This is a genomic window from Bradyrhizobium sp. USDA 327 (genome assembly GCF_041262065.1).
GTDB classification, from domain to species: Bacteria; Pseudomonadota; Alphaproteobacteria; order Rhizobiales; family Xanthobacteraceae; genus Bradyrhizobium; species Bradyrhizobium liaoningense.
Genome location: NZ_JBGCCW010000001.1, coordinates 6,614,790 through 6,634,471, shown reverse-complemented (window position 1 = coordinate 6,634,471; position 19,682 = coordinate 6,614,790). Strand labels below are relative to the sequence as shown.

Sequence of the window (19,682 nt, the reverse complement as noted above, 5' to 3'; positions counted from 1 at the left end):
CCTCAGGCCGCCGCGCCTTGCGCAGCGAGCTGTGCGGCCTGGTGCTCCGTCGTCAGTGCGTCGATCAATTCGCCCAAGGCTTCACCCGCGATCACCTGCGGCAGCTTGTAGAGCGTGAGGTTGATGCGGTGGTCGGTGACGCGGCCTTGCGGAAAATTATAGGTGCGGATGCGCTCGGAGCGGTCGCCGGAGCCGACCTTCTCCTTGCGCTCGGCGGAGCGTGCGGCGTCGACGCGTTGCCGCTCCGCGTCGTAGATGCGCGAGCGCAGGATGTTCATGGCAGAGGCGCGGTTCTTGTGCTGCGAGCGGCTGTCCTGCATCATCACCACGATGCCGGTCGGGATGTGGGTGATGCGGATCGCCGATTCGGTCTTGTTGACGTGCTGGCCGCCCGCTCCTTGCGCGCGCATGGTCTCGATCCGCAGGTCGTCGTTCTTGATGTCGACGTCGACGTCCTCGACCTCCGGCAGCACGGCCACCGTCGCTGCCGATGTGTGGATGCGTCCCTGCGTCTCGGTGTCGGGCACGCGCTGCACGCGGTGCACGCCGGATTCGAACTTCAGCTTCGAGAACGCGCCGCGGCCCTGTACCTCGGCGATGATTTCCTTGTAGCCGCCGACGGTGCCTTCGCTGGCCGAGATCACCTCGACCTTCCAGCCCTGAAGGCTGGCAAAGCGCTCGTACATCCGGAACAGGTCGCCGGCGAACAGCGAGGCTTCGTCGCCGCCGGTGCCGGCGCGGATTTCCAGCACCACGTTGCGGTCGTCCATGGCGTCCTTCGGCAACAGCGCGACGCGGATCTTCTGGACCAGCTCCTCGATCTTTGGCGTCAGCTCGTCGCGTTCGGCCTCCGCCATGCTGCGCATCTCGGCATCGGTCGCGGGATCGGCGATCAGCGCCTCGGTGTCCGCCAGCTCCTTGACGGCGGAGCGATAGGCCTTCACCGCCTCGACCAGCGGGGTGATCTCGGCGAGCTCGCGTGTGATCTGCACATATCGATCGGAGGTGAGTTGTCCGAGCGATTCGGCCTCGAGCGAGGCGTGATGCGCGAGCAGGACGTCCAGTTTGGCTTCGGGGAGTGACGACATCGGTTCAGTCTCAATAGCGGCAAGAGGCGAGGCGGCAGGACGCGGCGACAGGCCCGCTACAAGGCCAGGCCTTCGGCCTCGGCAAATTCCGTCAGCTTCTGCCTGATCGAGACGCTGCCCGCCGGCGCGTCCAGCAGCGGGCCAAGCGTCGCCTCGGCCTTCTTGGCGTCGAGGTCGAGCACCATCGCCTTGACCGGACCGAGCGCAGTCGCCGAGAGCGACAGCGAGCGATAGCCCAGCGCGACCAGCGCCAGCGCGCCGATCGGCTTCGACGCCATCTCGCCGCACAGCGAGAGCGACTTCTTCGCCGCGTGCGCCTTGCGTGCGATGTCGCGCAGCGCGCGCAGGATCGGCGCCGACATGGTGTCGAAGCGTTCGGACACCTTGGCATTGCCGCGATCGACCGCGAACAGGAACTGGAACAGATCGTTGGAGCCGACCGAAATGAAATCGACCTTCTTCAGGAGCTCGTCGAGCTGGTAGAGCAGGGCCGGCACCTCGACCATGGTGCCGATGTCGATTCTTTCAGGCAGCGTGTGGCCGTGCTGGCGCAAATAGGTGAGCTCGCGCTCGACCAGTGCCTTGGCCGCGTCGAATTCGGCGACCTCCGAGATCATCGGGAACATGATGCGCAGCGCACGGCCGCCGCCGGCGCGCAGCAGCGCGCGGATCTGGCCGCGCAACAGGCCGGGGCGATCCAGCCCGAGCCGGATCGCGCGCCAGCCGAGCGCGGGATTTTCCTCGATCACGGCTTCCATATAGGGCAGCGCCTTGTCGCCGCCGATGTCGAGGGTGCGGAAGGTGACGGGCTTGCTGCCGGCCGCGTCCAGCACCGTGCGATAGAGCGCGAGCTGGTCGCTGGTGCGCGGCAGGCTCTGGCCGACCATGAATTGCAGCTCGGTGCGGAACAGGCCGATGCCGGCGCTGCCGGTGTCCTCGATATGCGGCAGGTCGATGGCCAGCCCTGCGTTGATCATCAGTTCGACCTTCTGGCCGTCCTTGGTGACGCAGGGCCGGTCGCGCAGCGCCAGATACTGGGCCTGGCGGCGGGCGCGGAAGCGCACGCGCTCGGCGAAGGCGGCCTCGATCTCCTGCGACGGGCGCACATAGATCGAGCCCGAGGTGCCGTCGACGATGATGGCATCGCCGGGATCGGCGATGCCGGGTGCGTTCGGCACTTCGCCGACCGCGGGAATGCCGAGCGCGCGTGCCACGATCGACACGTGCGAATTGGCAGTGCCTTCCTCGAGCACGATACCGCGCAGGCGCTTGCGGTCGTAGTCGAGGAGCGCCGCCGGGCCCATCGCGCGGGCGATGACGATGGCGTTGTCGGGCAGTTGTTCGCGCGACGGCGCGTGATCCTGGCCGACCAGCTGCCGCATCAGGCGGTAGCCGAGGTCCTCGAGATCATGCAGCCGGTCGCGCAGGTAAGGATCGGTCGAGCGCAGCATGCGCGCGCGGGTGTCGGACTGCACGCGCTCGACGGCAGCTTCCGCGGTGAGGCCGGTGGCGACCGCCTCGTGCAGCTTGTGCGACCAGCCCTGGTCGTTGGCGAACATGCGGTAGGCTTCCAGCACCTCGCGATGCTCGCCGCCCTCGGCGACGTCGCCGCGCTCCAGCATGCGGTCGAGGTCGGCGCGCAGCTTGGCGAGCGCGGTGTCCAGCCGCTTGATCTCCTTCGGCAGGTCCTCGGCGATGTAGTCCTTGATGACGACGCGGGGCTCGTGCAGCACGACGTGGCCGAGCGCGATACCCTCGGACAGGATCGCGCCGACCTTCTGCGCGGAATGGCGCGCCGCCGGCTCCTGGCCCGGCTGGGCCAGCGCGGACAGCTCGCCCGAGGCGATCAGCTCGGCCAGCACCATCGCGGTGGTCTGGAGCGCCTCGAGCTCCTCCTCGACATAGTTGCGCTTGGCGCGGTTCTGCACCACCAGCACGCCGAGCGTGTTGCCGGCGCGCAGGATCGGCACGCCGAGGAAGGAGTGGTAGATCTCTTCGCCGGTCTCGGGGCGGAACGAGAAGGCCGGGTGGCTCTGCGCATCGCTCAAATTGAGCGGCGTCGCCTCGCTGGCGACGAGGCCGACCAGGCCCTCATGGGCGCTCAGCACGGTATGGTGCACCGCCTCGCGGTTGAGACCTTCGGTGGCGTAGAGCTCGAGCGTGTTGTCGATGCGCAGCACATAGACCGAGCACACCTCGGCCACCATGTTGGCGGCGATCAGCACCACGATCTTGTCCAGCCGCTCCTGGGCCGAGACCTGCTCCGCCATGGTTTCGCGGAGCCGTCTCAACAAGACGCGGGGACCTCCCGACGCGCTCCGCATGAACCGTCAATCTCCTCCGTCTGCCGGGCCCGGCGGTATCGGCCGGCGGCTGGATCAAAATTCCAGAAAAACAACCAAATTGTTTGTCCGGCGCAGGCACAAGCCCAAAATCTACCTGAGATTTAGCGCTTGTACCGAATCAGCGCCGCCTGAACTGGGACACAGTCTGCGGCAGCCCACCCTTTTCGCCGTATAGCGAATTGAGGCTTGTTTTGCCAAGCAAAACGCCTGCCAAACGCAAAGGTGTGTACACCTTCGCGTTTGCTGCGACCGCTAAGGGAAAATTAGCCTAGGCATGGTCCGGAAAAGTGCGAAGCGGTTTTCCGGAAAGACCATGCTCTAACAACAATCTGAAGCGCGACGATGGTCGCGCTTCAGGCCTGATCGAGCCCGTACAGCGTATGCAGGGTGCGCACCGCCAGCTCGGTATAGGCGGCGTCGATCAGAACCGAGAATTTGATCTCGGAGGTTGTAATGGCCCGGATGTTGATGTTCCGCCCGGCGAGGGCCGAGAACGCCTGGGCGGCGACGCCGGCATGGCTGCGCATGCCGCTGCCGATCACCGAGATCTTGGCGACGTCGGTGGCGGTATCGAGCCGCGCATAGCCGATCTTGGCCTTGGCGGCGGTAATCGTATCCTTGGCGCGGGTATAGTCGGCGGCGGGCACCGTGAAGGTGAGGTCGGTGGTCTTGCCGTCCTCGGAAACATTCTGCACGATCATGTCGACGTTGATGTTCGCATCCGCCAGCGGGCCGAAGATCGAGGCCGCGACGCCGGGCTTGTCCTCGATCTGGCGCACCGAGATCTGGGCCTCGTCCTTCGAAAAGGCGATGCCGGTGACGACGTGGCTTTCCATGATCTCCTCCTCGCTGCAGATCAGCGTGCCGGGCGGCTGGTTGGCATGCGGGTCGATATCCTCGGGCTTGTCGAAGCTCGAGCGGACGAAGATCGGCATGTTGTGGACCATGCCGAGTTCCACCGAGCGGACCTGGAGCACTTTGGCGCCCTGCGAGGCCAGTTCCAGCATGTCTTCGAACGCGATCTTGTCGAGCCTCTTGGCCTTCGGCACGATTCGCGGGTCGGTGGTGTAGACGCCGTCGACGTCGGTGTAGATGTCGCAGCGGTCCGCCTTGACGGCGGCGGCGATCGCCACGGCCGAGGTATCGGAGCCGCCGCGGCCGAGCGTGGTGATGCGGTTGGTCTCGGGATTGATGCCCTGGAAGCCGGCGATGACCGCGACTTCCTTGCGCTCCCTAAAGCGCTTGATGATCTCGCTGCCGTCGATGTCCTCGATCCGGGCCGAGGCATGGGCGTCGCTGGTCTTGATCGGGATCTGCCAGCCCTGCCAGGACCGGGCCTGAATGCCCATGCCCTGGAGCACGATGGCAAGAAGACCTGAGGTCACCTGTTCGCCCGAGGCGACAACGGCGTCGTACTCGCGCGCGTCGTGCATCGGCGAGGCCTCGGTGCACCAGGCGACCAGCTCGTTGGTCTTGCCGGCCATCGCCGAGACGACCACGGCCACTTCATGGCCGGCATCGACCTCACGCTTCACATGGCGTGCGACGTTGCGGATACGTTCGATGTTGGCGACGGACGTGCCGCCGAATTTCATCACGAGGCGGCTCATGACGACGCGTGCATTCCTTCATAAGGATCAGTATGGTGACCCGCACTGGACGGGTGCCTCGCGGACACCGACGCGCGTATACATAGCGGCGGGGCCGGGGGCAAGCGGGTTCCTGCGGGGGCAGGGCGCGGGGGAAGTGGGTTAACCGAGATCATGGCGCGCTATATCGACGAGATTCTGCAACCGGGCGAGCGGGTGCTGTATTCGACCAATGCGCACTGGATCTTCTACTTTCCGGCCATCGTGGCCTGGATCGTGGCGCTGGCCCTGTTCGTGCTGTCCCGGCAGGCCACCGCCGACTGGCTCGTCTTGCTCTGCCTGGTCGCCTCGGGTCTCGTGGCTCTGGCGGCCCTGTATTGGACCATCAAGGGCTGGTTCCATCGCTTCACCACCGAGACCGACGTCACCAATCTCAGGGTCGTGCACAAGACCGGGTTCATCAAGCGTCGAACCTTCGAGATGGCGCTGGACAAGGTCGAGAGTGTCGACGTCGACCAGTCCATTCTTGGACGTATTCTCAACTACGGCGACGTGACGATTCGCGGCGTCGGCGAGGGCATCGAGACGATCAGGACCATCGCCTCGCCGCTCGCCTTCCGTAGTTCGATCACCACGCGGTAGGACCGCGCGCACCATGAGCATGCAGCAAAATACTTCCCTTTCCGCCCAGCCGGGCTCGACCGTCGACGCTGCCGAGATCGCGAAATTCTCAAAACTCTCTGCGGAGTGGTGGGACCCCAAGGGCAAGATGGCGCCGCTGCACCGGATCAACCCGCTGCGGCTCGGCTATATCCGCGACGCCGCCTGCCGCAAGTTCGAGCGCAACGTGCGCAGCCTCAATTGCCTCGGCGGCCTGCGCGTGCTCGACATCGGCTGCGGCGCCGGCCTGCTGTGCGAGCCGTTGTCGCGGCTGGGCGCACAGGTCATCGGCATCGATCCTTCCCAGAGCAACATCGCCGCGGCGAAGCTGCACGCCGACAAGAGCCATCTTGCGATCGACTATCGCTGCACCACGGTGGAGGAGATCGACCCGCGCGAGCGCTTCGATATCGTGCTGGCGATGGAGGTGGTCGAGCACGTCACCGACGTCGGCGTCTTCCTGAAGCGCTGCGCCTCGATGCTGAAGCCGAACGGGCTGATGGTGGTCTCGACGCTGAACCGCAACTGGAAGAGCTTCGCGCTCGCGATCGTCGGCGCCGAATACGTGCTGCGCTGGCTGCCGCGCGGCACCCACGAATGGAACAAGTTCGTCACCCCCGACGAGCTCGCAAAACACCTGCTCGACAACCGCCTCGTCATCACCGAGCAGACCGGCGTGGTCTACAGCCCCTTCGCCGACAAATGGACCCTCTCGTCCGATATGGACGTGAACTACATGGTGGTGGCGGAAGCCATGGTGTGAACTGCCGTGGGTGGGGTACGAGCTGTCACTCCGAGAACAGTGTCGTCCCTGCGAACGCAGGGACCCATAACCACCAGCCCCTGTGGTTAGCGAAGACAGGCGCTCCGAGCATGTACTACGTCTACATCCTCGCCAGCCGCCGTCACGGAACACTGTACATCGGCATCACCAACTCGCTCCAGAAACGCCTCGAGGAACACCGCGCCGGCAAGGGCTCGGAGTTCGTCAAGCGCTACGGCGTACACCGCCTCGTCTACACTGAGGCGTATGAACGGGCGGAAGAGGCGATCGCCCGCGAAAAGCAGCTTAAACGCTGGAAGCGCGACTGGAAGATCGAGCTGATCGAGCGCGATAACCCCGAGTGGCGGGACCTCAGCGATCTCTTGGTTTGACGGTGTGAGCGCTGCCAAGCAAATGCTGTCGTCCCTGCGAACGCAGGGACCCATACCGCGGAATCCATCGATGGCGGACGGTGTTGGATGCGCGGGTTGGCAGCCTCCGCAAAACTGCTCCCTGGGGTTATGGGTCCCTGCGTTCGCAGGGACGACAGTGTGCCTGTTGCGAGAGCATCGCACCCATGACGCCCATGTGGTTGACCAGTGAGTCTGTTCCCGTCACGCTAATCGCCCTGTCTTTCCAACCGCCACCCTCATGCTCACCATCGCCAGTCTCTGGATTCCCTTCACCGTCATCGCTGCGCTCGGGCAGGTCGCGCGCAATGCGATGCAGCGGTCGTTGACGAAGCCGCTGGGGACCTGGGGCGCGACCAATATCCGCTTCCTGTTCGGCTTCCCGTTCTCGCTGCTGTTTCTGGGCGTGGTGCTGCTCGCGACCGGCGATCATCTGAGCCTGCCGCCGACCGTGTTCTGGCCGTGGCTGCTGCTCGGGGCGCTCAGCCAGATCGTCGCCACCGGCCTGATGCTGCTCGCGATGAACGACCGCTCCTTCGTGGTGACGACGGCGTATCTGAAGACCGAGGCGATACAGACCGCGATCTTCGGCTTCATCTTCCTCGGCGATCACCTCACCTGGCTCAAGGTGCTCGCGATCGTGATCGCGACCGTCGGCGTCGTCATCACCGCGCTGCGGCCGGGCGGCGAGAAGAGCTTTGCCGAACTGAAGCCGACCATCACCGGCCTCGTCGCCGCGGCGGCATTCGCGCTGTCCGCGGTCGGCTTTCGCGGAGCGATCATCACGGTGCCCGACGTGTCATTCGTGACGGCCTCCTCGTTCACGCTGGTGCTTGGCCTGTTCGTGCAGACGCTGGTGCTGACGATCTATCTGCTTCTACGCGCGCCAGACGTATTGCGCGGAATCCTCGGACTATGGCGGCCGTCGATGCTCGCCGGCTTCACGGGCGCCTTTGCCTCGCAATTCTGGTTCCTGGCGTTTGCGCTGACGGCGGCCGCCAATGTCCGCACGCTCGCTTTGATCGAGGTGCTGTTCGCGCAGGCCGTGGCCTACTACTCGTTCAAGCAACCAATCGCGCCGCGCGAGCTCGCAGGAATTGCGCTGATCGTGATCGGCGTGGCGGTGCTGGTCGCAGCCTGATCGCTCAGTTGCCGTCATGCCCGTGCATCCACGTTCTTCGTGAGCTGGGCAAGGCGTGGATGGCCGGGTCAAGCCCGGCAATGACGAAGCCGGCGCGTCAATTCCGGTCTTCCGGCAGCACCGGCAGCGGCGAGACCTCGATGCCTTCGTCGATCAGCGACTTGGCCTCGTCGGGCGAGGCCTCGCCGTAGATCGGCCGATGCTCCTTGTCGCCGTAATGCATGGCGCGAGCCTCGTTGGCAAAACGCTCGCCGACATTATCGGCGTTCTTGACGATATGATCGCGCAGCTCCTTGAGCTTGGCGCGCAGCTCGCGCTCCTGCGCCATCAGCAGCGAGGTCGGTCCTGACGGTGCAGCGTCGGGCGTCGTGGCCGTGGCGACTGGCTCCGGCGGCGGTGTCGCGCGGCCACGGCCCTTCTTGCCGACGATGCGCGGCGCCATGATCGCCTTCTCGACCTTGGCCGAGCCGCAGATCGGGCAGGTCACGAGCTTCCGCTTCACCTGCGAATCGTAGGCCGACGAGCTCTGGAACCAGCTCTCGAAGTCGTGGTCCCGGTCACAGCGAAGGGCGTAGCGGATCATGCCGAGCCTCGCACGAGGTGCAAATGATCAGGCCCCGCCTTGGGGTCGGAGACGCCGAAGCGGCGGCCATGCTGGAGCGAGGGAATCGCCCGGCGGGCGGTCTCGACCCTGGCCGGATCAATCCTGGCCATGATGATGCCGGGCTCGACGTCGCCCTCGGCGAGGATCTCGCCCCAGGGATCGATGATCAGCGAATGGCCATAGGTCTCGCGCTTGTTCTCGTGCAGGCCGGCCTGGGCCGCGGCGAAGACGAAGCAGCCGGTCTCGATCGCGCGTGCGCGCAGCAGCACGTGCCAATGCGCTTCGCCGGTCTTGCGGGTGAAGGCCGACGGCACCGTGATGAAATACGCACCGCTCTCGGCGAGCGCGCGGTAGAGTGCCGGGAAGCGCACATCGTAGCAGATCGTCAGTCCGATGCGGCCCCAGGGCAGATCCGAGATCACGGCGGTTTCGCCCGGCTGGTAATTGGCGGACTCGCGATAGCTCTCGCCATCCGGCAGCTCGATGTCGAACATGTGGATCTTGTCGTAGCTCGCGAGCACATCGCCCTCGGGCCCGATCAGGAAGGAGCGGTTGACCGCCTTCTCCGGCGAGAAGCGCAGCGCCAGCGAGCCGACATGGAGATGAATCTTCAATTCCGCCGCGAGCGCGCGGTAGGCCTTCAGCGAAGCGTCGTCCTCTTCACTCTGCAGATGCTCGAACAATGCTTTGCGGTTCAGCTGCATCATGTTGCTGACTTCGGGCGTCTGCACGTAGTCGGCGCCGTTGGTCGCAGCCTGCCGGATCAGCTTCGTTGCCTGTTCGAGGCTCGGCTCGGGCATCAGGCCGGTGCGCATCTGCACCATGGCCGCGGTGAAGGTGCGATTCTCGCTCATGAGACGGCCTTGACGCTCTCGAGCATGCCGTCGAGCTTGCCTTCGCGGTCGAGCGCATAGAGCTCGTCGCAGCCGCCGACATGGGCGCCGCCGATCCAGATCTGCGGGAAAGTCGAACCTTGGCCGGCGCGGCCGTACATTTCCTGGCGCCAGGACGGGTTCTTGGCGACGTCGAATTCGGTGAAGGTCGCCTTCTTGCGGGTCAGCAGCGACTTGGCGGCGGAACAATAGCCGCAGCCCGGCCGGGTGTAGATCTCGACAGCAGCAGTCATTTCGTCTGGCGCTCTCATGTCATGAATTCATTGAACTATATGGGACGGGGGCCGCTTTCGACAACCCGGGCGAAGACCAGCACGTCGACCTGGGCCGCTTTGGCGCGGAGCAGGACCCGCGCGCAGGCATCCAGCGTCGCCCCCGACGTCAGGACATCGTCGACCAGGACAATGCGACGGCCCTGAACCTCGGCCTGACGGTCGGGAGATACCTGGAATGCGCCCTGCACATTGGTGCCGCGCTGGGCACGCGACAGGCCGATCTGCTGCTCGGTGGCGCGCACCCGGCGCAGCACCTCGCTCTGCACCTTGACGCCGCTCTGCCGCGCGATGACACGCGCGAGCGCCCCGGACTGGTTGTAGCGGCGGCGCCAGGCTCGCCGCCAATGCAGGGGAACGGGCACCAGCATGTCGGCGCCGCTGAGCAGATCGCCGCCCGCGCGCGCCATCCAGCGGCCCATGGCGGGCGCCAGATCGGTGCGGTCCTGGTACTTCAGCGCGTGGACCAGCGTGCGCGCGACGTCGTCATAGCGCACGGCGGCGCGGGCGCGCTGGTAGGCCGGTGGGCTCGCGATCGCCTCCATCGACAGCATGTCGGGGCCGGGGTCATAGACAAAGGGGATGCCGAGCCGCGGGCAGTAGGGCCGTTCGATGAACGACAGCCGCGCCCAGCACGAAGCGCAAACGCCCTCGCCGTCGACCGGCTCGTGGCAGGATACGCACTGCGTCGGCAGCGCGATGTCGAGCGCGAGCCGTGCTGCGCGCGACAGCACGTGGCGGCCAGCCGTCCACGCGGCCCGCAGCGGCGCGGCGATCGAGCGGGTGGGGGCGGCGTCGGCGTCCATGAGACAAGGCTAGCGTTCCGCCTGCGATGGCTCAAGCGGCCGAATCGGTGTCGTGCCCCCGACGCCGCGCCCCTTGACGATACGAAGCATCGTCCGGGACAGGAGAGCGTTGCCAGAACCGTGGAGATCGGCGTAACCAGCGGCATGGCTCAGACCCCGCAAACCCCGCCCGCCTTGTTCGATCGCGCCTTGCTGAACGCGCGGCAGCGGCGTGCACGGGCGCAGGGCGAGGTGACATTCCTCCTCGATCGTGCTGTCGAGGACATGTCCGACCGGCTGGCTGCGGTCATGCGCGAGTTTCACGCTCCGGCCGATCTCTGGACGCCCGGCGAGGGGCTCGCGGCGTTGCGCACACGGCTTCCGACAATCGCGCGGATTGCACCCGATGCGACGGGCGCGGAGACACTGCCGTTCGCGCCGGAGAGCCTCGATCTCGTCGTCTCGGCGCTGGCACTGCAATTCGTCAACGACCTGCCGGGTGTGCTTGCGCAGGTTCGCCGGGCGCTGAAGCCGGACGGCCTGCTGCTCGCCGCGATGATCGGCGGCGACAGCCTGACCGAGCTGCGGCAGGCCTTTGCCGCGGCGGAAGCCGAATGCGAGGGCGGCGTGTCGCCGCGCGTGGCGCCGTTCGCCGACCTGCGCGACATCGGCGCTCTGTTGCAGCGGGCGGGCTTTGCGTTGCCGGTGACCGACGTCGACCGCGTCGTGGTGCGCTATGCCAATGCGTTCGCGCTGATGCAGGATCTCCGCCGCATGGGCGCGGCCAACGTGCTGATCGAACGCCGCCGCACGCCGAGCCGGCGCGCGACACTGCTGCGGATGGCCGAAATCTACACGGAGCGCTTTGCCGATGCCGACGGCCGCATCCGTGCGACATTCGACATCATCTGGCTCTCAGGCTGGGCCCCCCATGCGAGCCAGCAGCAGCCGCTGAAGCCGGGATCGGCCAAGGCGAGCCTGGCGGAAGCGGTGAAGAAGGCCGGGGAGACGTAGGCGTTTCCAACGTCATTCCGGGTTCGCGTGTTGCGCGCCCCGGAATGACGACCGAATAATCGACGCCGCCGTTACGACCTCACATCAGCAAATCGATCAAATGCGGGATCAGCGGAATGTCCGCCGGCGGCATCGGATAGTCGCGCAGCTTGTTGGCGCGGACCCAGGCGAGGTTTTGCCCTTCGCGCGGCGTCACCAGGCCCTCCCAGCGCCGGCAGATGTAGAGCGGCATCAGGAGGTGAAAGGTCTCGTAGCCGTAGCTGGCGAAAGTCAGCGGCGCGAGGCATGGCTCAGCGACGGTGATGCCGAGCTCCTCATGGAGTTCGCGGATCAGGCTCTGCTCCGGCCGCTCGCCGGGCTCGAGCTTGCCGCCGGGAAATTCCCAGAGGCCGGCCAGCGCCTTGCCCTCGGGACGCTGCGCGATCAGGACGCGCTTGTCGGCGTCGACCAGGGCGCAGGCCACGACGAGGGTGAGCTTCAGTTCGGCCATCCGATCAGGACCTGTAATCCCCGTTGATCGCGACGTATTCCTTGGTGAGGTCGCAGGTCAGCACGCGGTCGCGGCCCTTGCCGAGGCCGAGCGAGACCTTGATCGCGATCTCCGGCGCCTTCATCGCTTCCGACACCTGCGCTTCGTCATAGTCGGGATCGCGCGCGCCGCTCCTGGCGACGCGGATGCCGTTGAACGAGATCGAGAGCTTGTCGCGATCGGCCGGCTCGCCGGCCTTGCCGACCGCCATCACCACGCGCCCCCAATTGGCGTCTTCGCCCGCGATCGCGGTCTTCACCAGCGGCGAGTTGGCGATCGACATCGCGATCTTGCGCGCCGAGGCCTTGGTCTTGGCGCCCTCGACCGTGATCTCGACCAGCTTGCGCGCGCCTTCGCCGTCGCGGGCGACCTGCTCGGCGAGACTGGCGAGCACCTGGTTGAAGGCTTTGACGAAGGCCTTCAGGCGCGGATCGCTGGCGCGGCTGATCTTCGGCGCGCCATGCTCGGCGGCGGCGCCGGTCGCGAAAGCCAGCAGCGTGTCCGACGTCGACGTGTCGCCGTCGATCGTCACCGCGTTGAAAGTATCCTCCACGCCGCTCTTGAGCAGCGCCTGCAGCGCGGCGGGCGCGATCGGCGCGTCGGTGAAGATGAAGGACAGCATCGTCGCCATGTCGGGTGCGATCATGCCGGCGCCCTTGGCCATGCCGTTGATGGTGACCTTGGCCTTGCCGAGCTTGACGGTCGCGGTCGCGACTTTCGGGAATGTGTCGGTCGTCATGATCGCCTTGGCCGCGGCGAGATAGTCGCCGGGCTCGGCGGTCTCGGCGAGGCGGCCGAGCACGCCGTCGAACTTGGTCGCATCCAGCGGCTCGCCGATCACGCCGGTCGAGGCGAGGAAGATCTCGCCCTCGCTGCACCCGACCGCCTTGGCGGCGATCTTCGCGGTCAGCGCGGTGGAGGCGCGGCCGGTCTTGCCGGTGAAGGCATTGGCATTGCCGGAATTGACCACGAGCGCGCGGGCCTTGCCGCCCTTCAGCTTGGCGCGGCACCATTCCACCGGGGCGGAGGGGCACTTCGACTTGGTGAAGACGCCGGCCACCGCGGTGCCCTTGTCCATCACCGCCAGCAGCACGTCGGTGCGGTTCTTGTAGCGGATGCCGGCTTCGGCCGTCGCAAGACGGATGCCCGCGATCACGGGCATGTCGGGAACGGTTTTGGGGGCGAGGGGAGAGACGGAGGAGGACATCGCGAGGCGCCTTCGTGGAATCTGGATAAGCAGATGCCCGGCCCCAATATGCGAAGACGCGCTTCGCGCTCAGGGCCGGGCATCACGAAAGCTTAGATACTCTTGGCGTCAGCGAAGTGACAGCGAATTCTTACTTCTTCGCCGGGGGCGCCATCTTGCTGTCGGACGGCTTGGCAGTGTCCGCCGGCTTCGCATCGGACTTGGCGTCCTTGGACGCATCCGCCGCCGGCTGGTCGAGCCGCTCGACCTTGGCTTCGGTGCGCAGCTTGGCGACATACTCGGCCTGAGCCTTGCGGGTCACGTACTGCTCGATCTGGGCCTTGACCTGCTCGAAATCGGGCGCCTTGCGGTTGCGCTTTTCCTCGACCTTGATGATGTGCCAGCCGAACTGCGACTTCACGGGGTCGGAGATCTTGCCGGGCTCGAGCGAGAACGCCACGGCCGAGAACTCCGGCACCATTTGCTCCTTGGTGAAGAAGCCGAGGTCGCCGCCATCGGCGGAGCCCGGGTCCTTGGACTTCTTCTTGGCGAGCTCGGCGAAATCGGCGCCCTTGTCGAGCTCGGCCTTCACCGCCTTGGCCTCGTCCTCGGTCTCGACCAGGATGTGGCGGGCACGCACCTCCTGCTCGCCGGTGATCTGCTTGGCGGCTTCCTCGTAGACCTTCTTCATGGCGTCCGGCGTGGTGGCGGCCTTGCCCTCATTGGCGAGCAGGCTGTCCATCAGGAGCCGGTTGCGGGCGAATGCCAGGCGCTTCTTGAACTCCTCGCTGTCGGCGATCTTCTTGTCTTCGGCAGCCTTGCTGACGATCTTCATGTCGATCAGGAAGGACAGGACGTTCTCGTCCTTGGTCGCCGGGTCCATCTGGGCGAGGCTCGGCCCGAGTTCCTCCTCGGCCATGGTGACGTCGCTCTTCTTGATTTCCGCCCCATTGACCTTCGCCAGCACCGGATCGTCGGCGGCCCGGAGCGGGCCCGCGAACGCCAGGGTCAGCGCCAGGGCGAGGCTGCCAGCCAGGGCCGACGCATGCCGGAAGCGCTGGCCGGTGGTTACCGGGAACGAGGTGGTCATGGAAAATCCTTATGTTGAAGCAGGGGGCTGCTCGAGCGGGGCGGACACTCGCCCAATTCAGGGGGGCTTGGCAACGCGAAAAGTCTGTCAAAATGATGAATTAGCCGCAACGCGCCCGCCGTTGACAAGGCCCTGACCGGGCCATATCTCTGCCCGGTCGCGACCATGGCGATGGCGTTTATTTTGCTGCGTTTTTGGCCGTTGAACCCAGACTTGCCCAATTCCCACCCATATGGCGGATGAACCCGCAGTCCGGGCTCTGATGCCGCGGGGCGTCACGGTGAGTTGATAGGCAGGTGGGTGACAACTTCTTGGCTGCAACGCGGTTAAATCGCGAACACAGGAACTAGGCATGATCGGCGCGCTCGCCCGCAAGTTTTTCGGCTCCGCCAACGACCGGCGGGTGAAGGGATATCAGTCCCGCGTCAACGCGATCAACGCGCTGGAGCCCGAAGTCTCCAAGCTGTCCGACGAGGCGCTGAAAGCGCGCACCGCCGAGTTCAAGAAGCAGCTCGCCGAAGGCAAGACGCTCGACGATCTCCTGGTACCGGCCTTCGCCACCGTGCGCGAGGCGGCCAAGCGCACGCTCGGCCAGCGTCATTTCGACGTCCAGCTGATCGGCGGCATGGTGCTGCACGAGGGCGACATCGCCGAGATGAAGACCGGCGAAGGCAAGACGCTGGTCGCGACGCTCGCGGTCTACCTCAATGCGCTCGCCGGCAAGGGCGTCCATGTCGTCACCGTCAACGACTACCTCGCCCGCCGCGACTCCGGCTGGATGGGCCAGATCTACGGCTTCCTCGGCATGACCACCGGCGTGATCGTGCACGGCCTCGACGATGCCGAGCGCAAGGCGGCCTATGCCTGCGACATCACCTACGGCACCAACAACGAATACGGCTTCGACTACTTGCGCGACAACATGAAGTACCGGCTCGAGGACATGGTCCAGCGGCCGCACTTCTTCGCCATCGTCGACGAGGTCGACTCCATCCTGATCGACGAGGCGCGCACGCCGCTGATCATTTCCGGCCCGCTCGACGACCGCTCCGATTTCTACAACACCATCGACGGCTTCCTGCCCAAGCTCGACAAGACCGATTACGACGTCGACGAGAAGCAGCGCACGGTGACGCTGACCGAAGCCGGCATGGAGAAGATCGAGACCCTGCTGCGCGACGCCGGCCAGCTCAAGGGCGAGTCGCTCTACGACGTCGAGAACGTCTCCGTCGTGCACCACATCAACCAGGCCCTGCGCGCCCACACCCTCTTCACGCGCGACAAGGATTACATCGTCCGCGACAACGAGGTCGTCATCATCGACGAGTTCACCGGACGCATGATGCCGGGCCGCCGCTATTCGGAAGGCCTGCACCAGGCGCTGGAGGCCAAGGAGCACGTCCAGGTCCAGCCCGAGAACCAGACGCTCGCCTCGATCACCTTCCAGAACTACTTCCGCATGTACGAGAAGCTGGCGGGCATGACCGGCACGGCCGCGACCGAAGCGGACGAATTGTTCGACATCTACAAGCTCGAGGTCGTGGAGATCCCGACCAATCTGGCGGTCGCGCGCCTCGACGAGGACGACGAGGTCTATCGTACCCAGCAGGAGAAATACGCAGCCATTCTTGCCGAGATCGAGCGCGCCAATTCGCGGCTCCAGCCCGTGCTGGTCGGCACGGCGTCGATCGAGAAATCGGAGGTGCTTGCCGAGTTCCTGAAGAAGAACGGCTACAAGCAGATCGATTTCGGCAAGGAGGGCGCGCTCGACAAGCTCTATGCCGCGGCCCGTGCCGGCAAGCAGGCGAAGCTGTTCGCGGTGCTGAACGCGCGCTTCCACGAGCAGGAGGCCTACATCGTCGCGGAAGCCGGCGTGCCCGGCGCGATCACGATCGCCACCAACATGGCCGGACGCGGCACCGACATCAAGCTCGGCGGCTCGCTGGAGATGCGCATCCAGCAGGAGACCGCGGGCATCACCGACGAGGCCGAGAAGGCGAAGAAGATCGAGCAGATCAAGGCCGACATCGAGCGCTTCCGCGAAATCGTGCTGAAGGCCGAGGAGACCGTCGAGATCGAGCCGGCGAAGGGATCCAAGCCCGCCAAGACCGTGAAGAAGCCCGGCGGCCTCTACATCATCGGCTCCGAGCGCCACGAATCCCGCCGTATCGACAACCAGCTGCGCGGCCGTTCCGGCCGTCAGGGCGACCCCGGCCGCTCGAAATTCTTCCTGTCGCTCGAAGACGACCTGATGCGGATCTTCGGCTCGGACCGTCTCGACAGCATGCTCCAGCGTCTCGGCCTGCAAGAGGGCGAGGCCATCATCCATCCCTGGATCAACAAGGCCCTGGAGAAGGCGCAGCAGAAGGTCGAGGCGCGCAACTTCGACATCCGCAAGAACCTCCTCAAGTTCGACAACGTCCAGAACGACCAGCGCAAGGTGATCTTCGATCAGCGCGTCGAGCTGATGAAGGACGAGAGCGTCGCCGAGACCGTCACCGACATGCGCCACGCCTTCATCGACGACCTCGTCGCCAAGCACGTGCCCGAGCATGCCTATGCCGAGCAGTGGGACGTCGCGGGTCTGAAGGACGAACTGAAGCGCGTGCTCGATCTCGACCTGCCGGTCGACGAATGGGCCAAGGAAGAGGGCATCGCCGACGAGGAGCTGCTCTCCCGCATCGAGACCAGGGCCGACGAGCACATGGCAGCCAAGGTCGGGCAATGGGGTCCCGACGTGATGCGTTACGTCGAGAAGACCATCCTGCTCCAGACGCTCGACCATCTCTGGCGCGAGCATCTGATCATGCTCGACCATCTGCGCCAGGTCATTGGCCTGCGCGGCTACGGCCAGCGCGATCCGTTGCAGGAATACAAGACCGAAGCCTTCAATCTCTTCCAGGAGATGAGCGCTCACTTGCGTGAGGCGGTCACGGCGCAGCTGATGCGGGTCGAGATCGTCCCGCCGGAGCAGGAAGCTCCCGTCCTGCCGCCGATGGAGGCGCACAAGTTCGACCCGAATACCGGCGAAGATGAAATGGCGCTTGCCAGCGTCACCCTCGGCGCCCCGGCCACTGATGCGTCGCTACGCGATCCGAAGAACCCAGCCAGCTGGGGCAAGATCGGCCGCAACGAGGACTGCCCGTGCGGCTCAGGCAAGAAGTACAAGCACTGCCACGGGCGGTATGCTTAGCGGCTAGCTACGCGGGCATGAAGCGCGACGTCGCGGCCCCAACCTCCGCTGTCGTCGCCCGGTTCGCGCGCAAGTGCGCACTGGACCGGGCGACCCAGTACGCCGCGGCCTCTCGGCTCAATCACATCCTTCTCGGGAATACTGGATCGCCCGATTCGGGCGATGACAGCTATGGGTGTGGCGCAAAGCCCGCCCCATCGCCGGGGCTGGTTGCGTCATTCTCACGCGAGAGCCGCTTGCCTCAATTCGAACTATCGATCAAGCTCTCCAGCAGCCGCTTGAGCTCGCTGGTCGACTTGTCGCCGTAGCTCTCAAGGATGTGCTCCTCCTGGTCTACCGCGAGCGAGTTGAGCTTCTTGGACAGCCCCTTGCCGCGGTCGGAGATGAACATCAGGACCTTGCGGCGGTCGTTCGGGTCCTGCACGCGATAGACCAGCGTGTCGGACACCATGCGGTCGATCATCTTGGTCAATGTCGGATGGTTGAGCAGCACGGCATCTGCAAGCTCGCCCATCGAATGGCCGTTGCCATCCGACAGCACTTTCAGGATGCGCCATTGCTCGACCGGCACGCCCTCCTTGCTCAACCGCAGTTCGAGCTGTCGGTTGATCTCCCGGTTAGCTTGCGCGAGCAGGTAGGCGAGGTGTTCGGTGATCGGGATGTTTTCTTTCGACGGTTTTGCCACGGCTAAGACTTCGTCTTGACCCAAATGAGTGAATGTCTTGCAATCGATGCTGCATCTATATGCACTTCAATTCTTGAACATTCAATATTTTCAAAATAGGATCATTGCCTAACAAAAGGGCGGAAGCCGCAGCCGCCCGAAGAATGTGCTTTCAGGTCTGGTCCCGGACAGGAGTTGGCGTGCGCGCGACGGTAAACTTCCCGGCTCATGGCGGCCCGGCGTTGCCGCCGTCCCTGCTGTTCAGGAATTTGTCGTCGTCGGCGACGGATTTTGACCTGTCCCCGGTCGATGCGCATTTCATGAAGCGGCGCGGCGCGCGCAACAAGCTGCGCATCGGCAACTTCCTTACCTTCACCGGCTCGCCCGGAATCTGGGGCCCGAGTTCCACCAACAGCGCGATGCTGGCGGTCGCCGAGATCAACAAGCGCGGCGGCATTCTGGGTCGCGAGCTGGAGCTGTCGATCTACGATTCCGGCGGCCCGATCGAAGACGTGGTGCGCCGCGCCGAGCAGGCGATCGCCTTCGACGAGGTCGACCTCATCATGGGCTCGCATATCAGCGCTGTCCGCGTCGCGCTGCGCGAGGTCACCGGCAACCGCATCCCCTATATCTACACCCCGGTCTATGAAGGCGGCGAGCGCACGCCGGGCGTCATGGCGATCGGCGAGACGCCGCGCTGGCAGAACCGACCGTCGATTCATTGGCTCGCGGAGGTCAAGAAGGCGGCGCGCTGGTACCTGATCGGCAGCGATTACGTCTGGCCGTGGCAGTCGCATCGTGCGGTCAAGCGCTACATCAAGGAAGCGGGCGGCCAGGTCGTCGGCGAGGAGTTCGTCCCGGTCGGCGAGGACAATCACGAGCCGCATCTGGCGCGCATCCGCGCCGCCAGGCCGGACGTGGTGCTGATCTCCCTGATCGGTACCGACAGCATCACCTTCAACCGCGCCTTCGCCGAAGCGGGCCTTGCCACCTCGACGCTGCGGCTCGGGGGCGCGATGGACGAGACCGTGCTGCTCGGCATCGGCGCCGACAACACCGAGAATCTGTTCTGCGCCTCCGGCTATTTCAATTGCATGGCTTCACGCGCCAACGACGAGTTCCTCAGCGGATACGAAGCGATGTTCGGCGCCAATGCGCCGCCGGTCGGCTCCGTCGGCCAGTCGAATTATGAAGGGTTGCGCTTCCTGGAGTCCGTGGCCAACCGCGCCGGTTCGCTGGCGTTTCGTCCGCTCCTGAAGGCCGCGCGCAACACCGTCTATTCGGCCGGCCGCGGTCCCGTGACTCTTCGCGACGGCCGCGCCGAGATGCCGATGTACTTCGCTGAAGCCGACGGTCTCGACTTCAGGATCATCAAGACGTTCTGAGTGCGGCCGCTGATACGTCGCAGCCGTTTCGCGAAATAATACTTGAAAAGGAAAATATTTCCGTCTGTAGT

The 19,682-nt window shown here is 65.3% G+C and carries 18 protein-coding genes; 7 read left to right on the top strand and 11 right to left on the bottom strand.

Features of this window, described 5'->3' with window-relative positions; all coding sequences use genetic code 11:
* Positions 1-2: 2 nt before the first annotated feature.
* From prfA to ABIA42_RS31425, 3 genes are all read right to left on the bottom strand, one after another.
* The gene (gene prfA, locus ABIA42_RS31435; protein WP_271531217.1) at positions 3-1,088 is read right to left on the bottom strand and encodes a peptide chain release factor 1; all 1,086 of its coding nucleotides are present in this window, start codon (positions 1,086-1,088) and stop codon (positions 3-5) included.
* Between the two features lie 56 nt (positions 1,089-1,144).
* On the bottom strand, positions 1,145-3,412 hold the full coding sequence (ptsP, locus tag ABIA42_RS31430; RefSeq protein WP_370117862.1) for a phosphoenolpyruvate--protein phosphotransferase: 2,268 nt from the start codon (positions 3,410-3,412) through the stop codon (positions 1,145-1,147).
* Between the two features lie 374 nt (positions 3,413-3,786).
* Positions 3,787-5,043: an aspartate kinase gene (locus ABIA42_RS31425; RefSeq protein ID WP_028177450.1), complete on the bottom strand. Its 1,257-nt coding sequence runs from the start codon at positions 5,041-5,043 to the stop codon at positions 3,787-3,789.
* A 153-nt stretch (positions 5,044-5,196) separates the two neighbouring features.
* Here ABIA42_RS31425 and ABIA42_RS31420 point away from each other — a divergent pair, with 153 nt between their 5' ends.
* The 4 genes from ABIA42_RS31420 to ABIA42_RS31405 all read left to right on the top strand — a co-directional run bounded on the left by ABIA42_RS31420 (position 5,197) and on the right by ABIA42_RS31405 (position 7,996).
* Complete coding sequence (locus ABIA42_RS31420) at positions 5,197-5,664, top strand: PH domain-containing protein (protein ID WP_194390943.1); 468 nt, start codon at positions 5,197-5,199, stop codon at positions 5,662-5,664.
* A 13-nt stretch (positions 5,665-5,677) separates the two neighbouring features.
* A complete protein-coding gene (ubiG, locus tag ABIA42_RS31415) occupies positions 5,678-6,445 on the top strand; it encodes a bifunctional 2-polyprenyl-6-hydroxyphenol methylase/3-demethylubiquinol 3-O-methyltransferase UbiG (RefSeq protein WP_271531220.1) in 768 nt (255 codons plus the stop codon).
* Between the two features lie 110 nt (positions 6,446-6,555).
* Entirely contained in the window at positions 6,556-6,837 is a 282-nt protein-coding gene (locus ABIA42_RS31410; RefSeq protein ID WP_271531221.1) for a GIY-YIG nuclease family protein, read from the top strand.
* A 259-nt stretch (positions 6,838-7,096) separates the two neighbouring features.
* On the top strand, positions 7,097-7,996 hold the full coding sequence (locus tag ABIA42_RS31405; protein ID WP_370117868.1) for an EamA family transporter: 900 nt from the start codon (positions 7,097-7,099) through the stop codon (positions 7,994-7,996).
* Between the two features lie 97 nt (positions 7,997-8,093).
* Here the strand turns inward: ABIA42_RS31405 and ABIA42_RS31400 are convergent, their stop codons facing one another.
* The 4 genes from ABIA42_RS31400 to ABIA42_RS31385 are packed head-to-tail and all read right to left on the bottom strand — an operon-like array spanning position 8,094 to position 10,571.
* Entirely contained in the window at positions 8,094-8,579 is a 486-nt protein-coding gene (locus tag ABIA42_RS31400) for a DUF1178 family protein (protein ID WP_370117871.1), read from the bottom strand.
* A complete protein-coding gene (locus ABIA42_RS31395) occupies positions 8,576-9,454 on the bottom strand; it encodes a carbon-nitrogen hydrolase family protein (protein WP_370117874.1) in 879 nt (292 codons plus the stop codon). Before ABIA42_RS31395 ends, ABIA42_RS31400 begins: the two co-directional genes overlap by 4 nt.
* A complete protein-coding gene (gene grxC, locus ABIA42_RS31390) occupies positions 9,451-9,726 on the bottom strand; it encodes a glutaredoxin 3 (protein ID WP_370117877.1) in 276 nt (91 codons plus the stop codon). The genes ABIA42_RS31395 and grxC overlap by 4 nt, the downstream gene beginning before the upstream one ends.
* Before the next feature lie 35 nt (positions 9,727-9,761).
* The gene (locus ABIA42_RS31385) at positions 9,762-10,571 is read right to left on the bottom strand and encodes a ComF family protein (protein WP_370117880.1); all 810 of its coding nucleotides are present in this window, start codon (positions 10,569-10,571) and stop codon (positions 9,762-9,764) included.
* 144 nt (positions 10,572-10,715) lie between these two features.
* On the opposite strand from ABIA42_RS31385, the gene ABIA42_RS31380 reads away from it, so the two are divergent.
* The gene (locus ABIA42_RS31380) at positions 10,716-11,564 is read left to right on the top strand and encodes a methyltransferase domain-containing protein (protein ID WP_370123834.1); all 849 of its coding nucleotides are present in this window, start codon (positions 10,716-10,718) and stop codon (positions 11,562-11,564) included.
* 79 nt (positions 11,565-11,643) lie between these two features.
* Here the strand turns inward: ABIA42_RS31380 and ABIA42_RS31375 are convergent, their stop codons facing one another.
* The 3 genes from ABIA42_RS31375 to ABIA42_RS31365 all read right to left on the bottom strand — a co-directional run bounded on the left by ABIA42_RS31375 (position 11,644) and on the right by ABIA42_RS31365 (position 14,369).
* Positions 11,644-12,054, bottom strand: a complete 411-nt coding sequence (locus ABIA42_RS31375) for a (deoxy)nucleoside triphosphate pyrophosphohydrolase (RefSeq protein WP_124162724.1) — start codon at positions 12,052-12,054, stop codon at positions 11,644-11,646.
* Positions 12,055-12,058: 4 nt separating this feature from the next.
* Positions 12,059-13,300 (bottom strand): bifunctional glutamate N-acetyltransferase/amino-acid acetyltransferase ArgJ, encoded by a 1,242-nt coding sequence (gene argJ / locus ABIA42_RS31370; RefSeq protein WP_370117883.1) that lies wholly within the window; start codon positions 13,298-13,300, stop codon positions 12,059-12,061.
* A 130-nt stretch (positions 13,301-13,430) separates the two neighbouring features.
* On the bottom strand, positions 13,431-14,369 hold the full coding sequence (locus ABIA42_RS31365) for a peptidylprolyl isomerase (protein WP_370117886.1): 939 nt from the start codon (positions 14,367-14,369) through the stop codon (positions 13,431-13,433).
* A gap of 352 nt (positions 14,370-14,721) precedes the next feature.
* Between ABIA42_RS31365 and secA the strand changes: the two genes are divergently transcribed.
* The gene (secA, locus tag ABIA42_RS31360) at positions 14,722-17,562 is read left to right on the top strand and encodes a preprotein translocase subunit SecA (protein WP_370143708.1); all 2,841 of its coding nucleotides are present in this window, start codon (positions 14,722-14,724) and stop codon (positions 17,560-17,562) included.
* 241 nt (positions 17,563-17,803) lie between these two features.
* Here secA and ABIA42_RS31355 read toward each other — a convergent pair whose 3' ends face one another.
* On the bottom strand, positions 17,804-18,247 hold the full coding sequence (locus ABIA42_RS31355; RefSeq protein WP_370117889.1) for a MarR family winged helix-turn-helix transcriptional regulator: 444 nt from the start codon (positions 18,245-18,247) through the stop codon (positions 17,804-17,806).
* A 179-nt stretch (positions 18,248-18,426) separates the two neighbouring features.
* Here ABIA42_RS31355 and ABIA42_RS31350 point away from each other — a divergent pair, with 179 nt between their 5' ends.
* On the top strand, positions 18,427-19,611 hold the full coding sequence (locus tag ABIA42_RS31350; RefSeq protein WP_370117891.1) for a substrate-binding domain-containing protein: 1,185 nt from the start codon (positions 18,427-18,429) through the stop codon (positions 19,609-19,611).
* The last annotated feature ends 71 nt before the right edge of the window (positions 19,612-19,682 follow it).

Excerpts from the sequence above, each read along its gene's own strand:
- ABIA42_RS31380 (WP_370123834.1), top strand. The coding sequence starts at position 10,716 with ATGGCTCAGACCCCGCAAACCCCGCCCGCCTTGTTCGATCGCGCCTTG.
- argJ (WP_370117883.1), bottom strand. The coding sequence starts at position 13,300 with ATGTCCTCCTCCGTCTCTCCCCTCGCCCCCAAAACCGTTCCCGACATG.
- ABIA42_RS31375 (WP_124162724.1), bottom strand. The coding sequence starts at position 12,054 with ATGGCCGAACTGAAGCTCACCCTCGTCGTGGCCTGCGCCCTGGTCGAC.
- prfA (WP_271531217.1), bottom strand. The coding sequence starts at position 1,088 with ATGTCGTCACTCCCCGAAGCCAAACTGGACGTCCTGCTCGCGCATCAC.
- ABIA42_RS31420 (WP_194390943.1), top strand. The coding sequence starts at position 5,197 with ATGGCGCGCTATATCGACGAGATTCTGCAACCGGGCGAGCGGGTGCTG.
- ABIA42_RS31400 (WP_370117871.1), bottom strand. The coding sequence starts at position 8,579 with ATGATCCGCTACGCCCTTCGCTGTGACCGGGACCACGACTTCGAGAGC.
- ABIA42_RS31425 (WP_028177450.1), bottom strand. The coding sequence starts at position 5,043 with ATGAGCCGCCTCGTGATGAAATTCGGCGGCACGTCCGTCGCCAACATC.
- ptsP (WP_370117862.1), bottom strand. The coding sequence starts at position 3,412 with ATGCGGAGCGCGTCGGGAGGTCCCCGCGTCTTGTTGAGACGGCTCCGC.
- secA (WP_370143708.1), top strand. The coding sequence starts at position 14,722 with ATGATCGGCGCGCTCGCCCGCAAGTTTTTCGGCTCCGCCAACGACCGG.
- ubiG (WP_271531220.1), top strand. The coding sequence starts at position 5,678 with ATGAGCATGCAGCAAAATACTTCCCTTTCCGCCCAGCCGGGCTCGACC.
- ABIA42_RS31365 (WP_370117886.1), bottom strand. The coding sequence starts at position 14,369 with ATGACCACCTCGTTCCCGGTAACCACCGGCCAGCGCTTCCGGCATGCG.
- ABIA42_RS31395 (WP_370117874.1), bottom strand. The coding sequence starts at position 9,454 with ATGAGCGAGAATCGCACCTTCACCGCGGCCATGGTGCAGATGCGCACC.
- ABIA42_RS31405 (WP_370117868.1), top strand. The coding sequence starts at position 7,097 with ATGCTCACCATCGCCAGTCTCTGGATTCCCTTCACCGTCATCGCTGCG.
- ABIA42_RS31385 (WP_370117880.1), bottom strand. The coding sequence starts at position 10,571 with ATGGACGCCGACGCCGCCCCCACCCGCTCGATCGCCGCGCCGCTGCGG.
- grxC (WP_370117877.1), bottom strand. The coding sequence starts at position 9,726 with ATGACTGCTGCTGTCGAGATCTACACCCGGCCGGGCTGCGGCTATTGT.
- ABIA42_RS31410 (WP_271531221.1), top strand. The coding sequence starts at position 6,556 with ATGTACTACGTCTACATCCTCGCCAGCCGCCGTCACGGAACACTGTAC.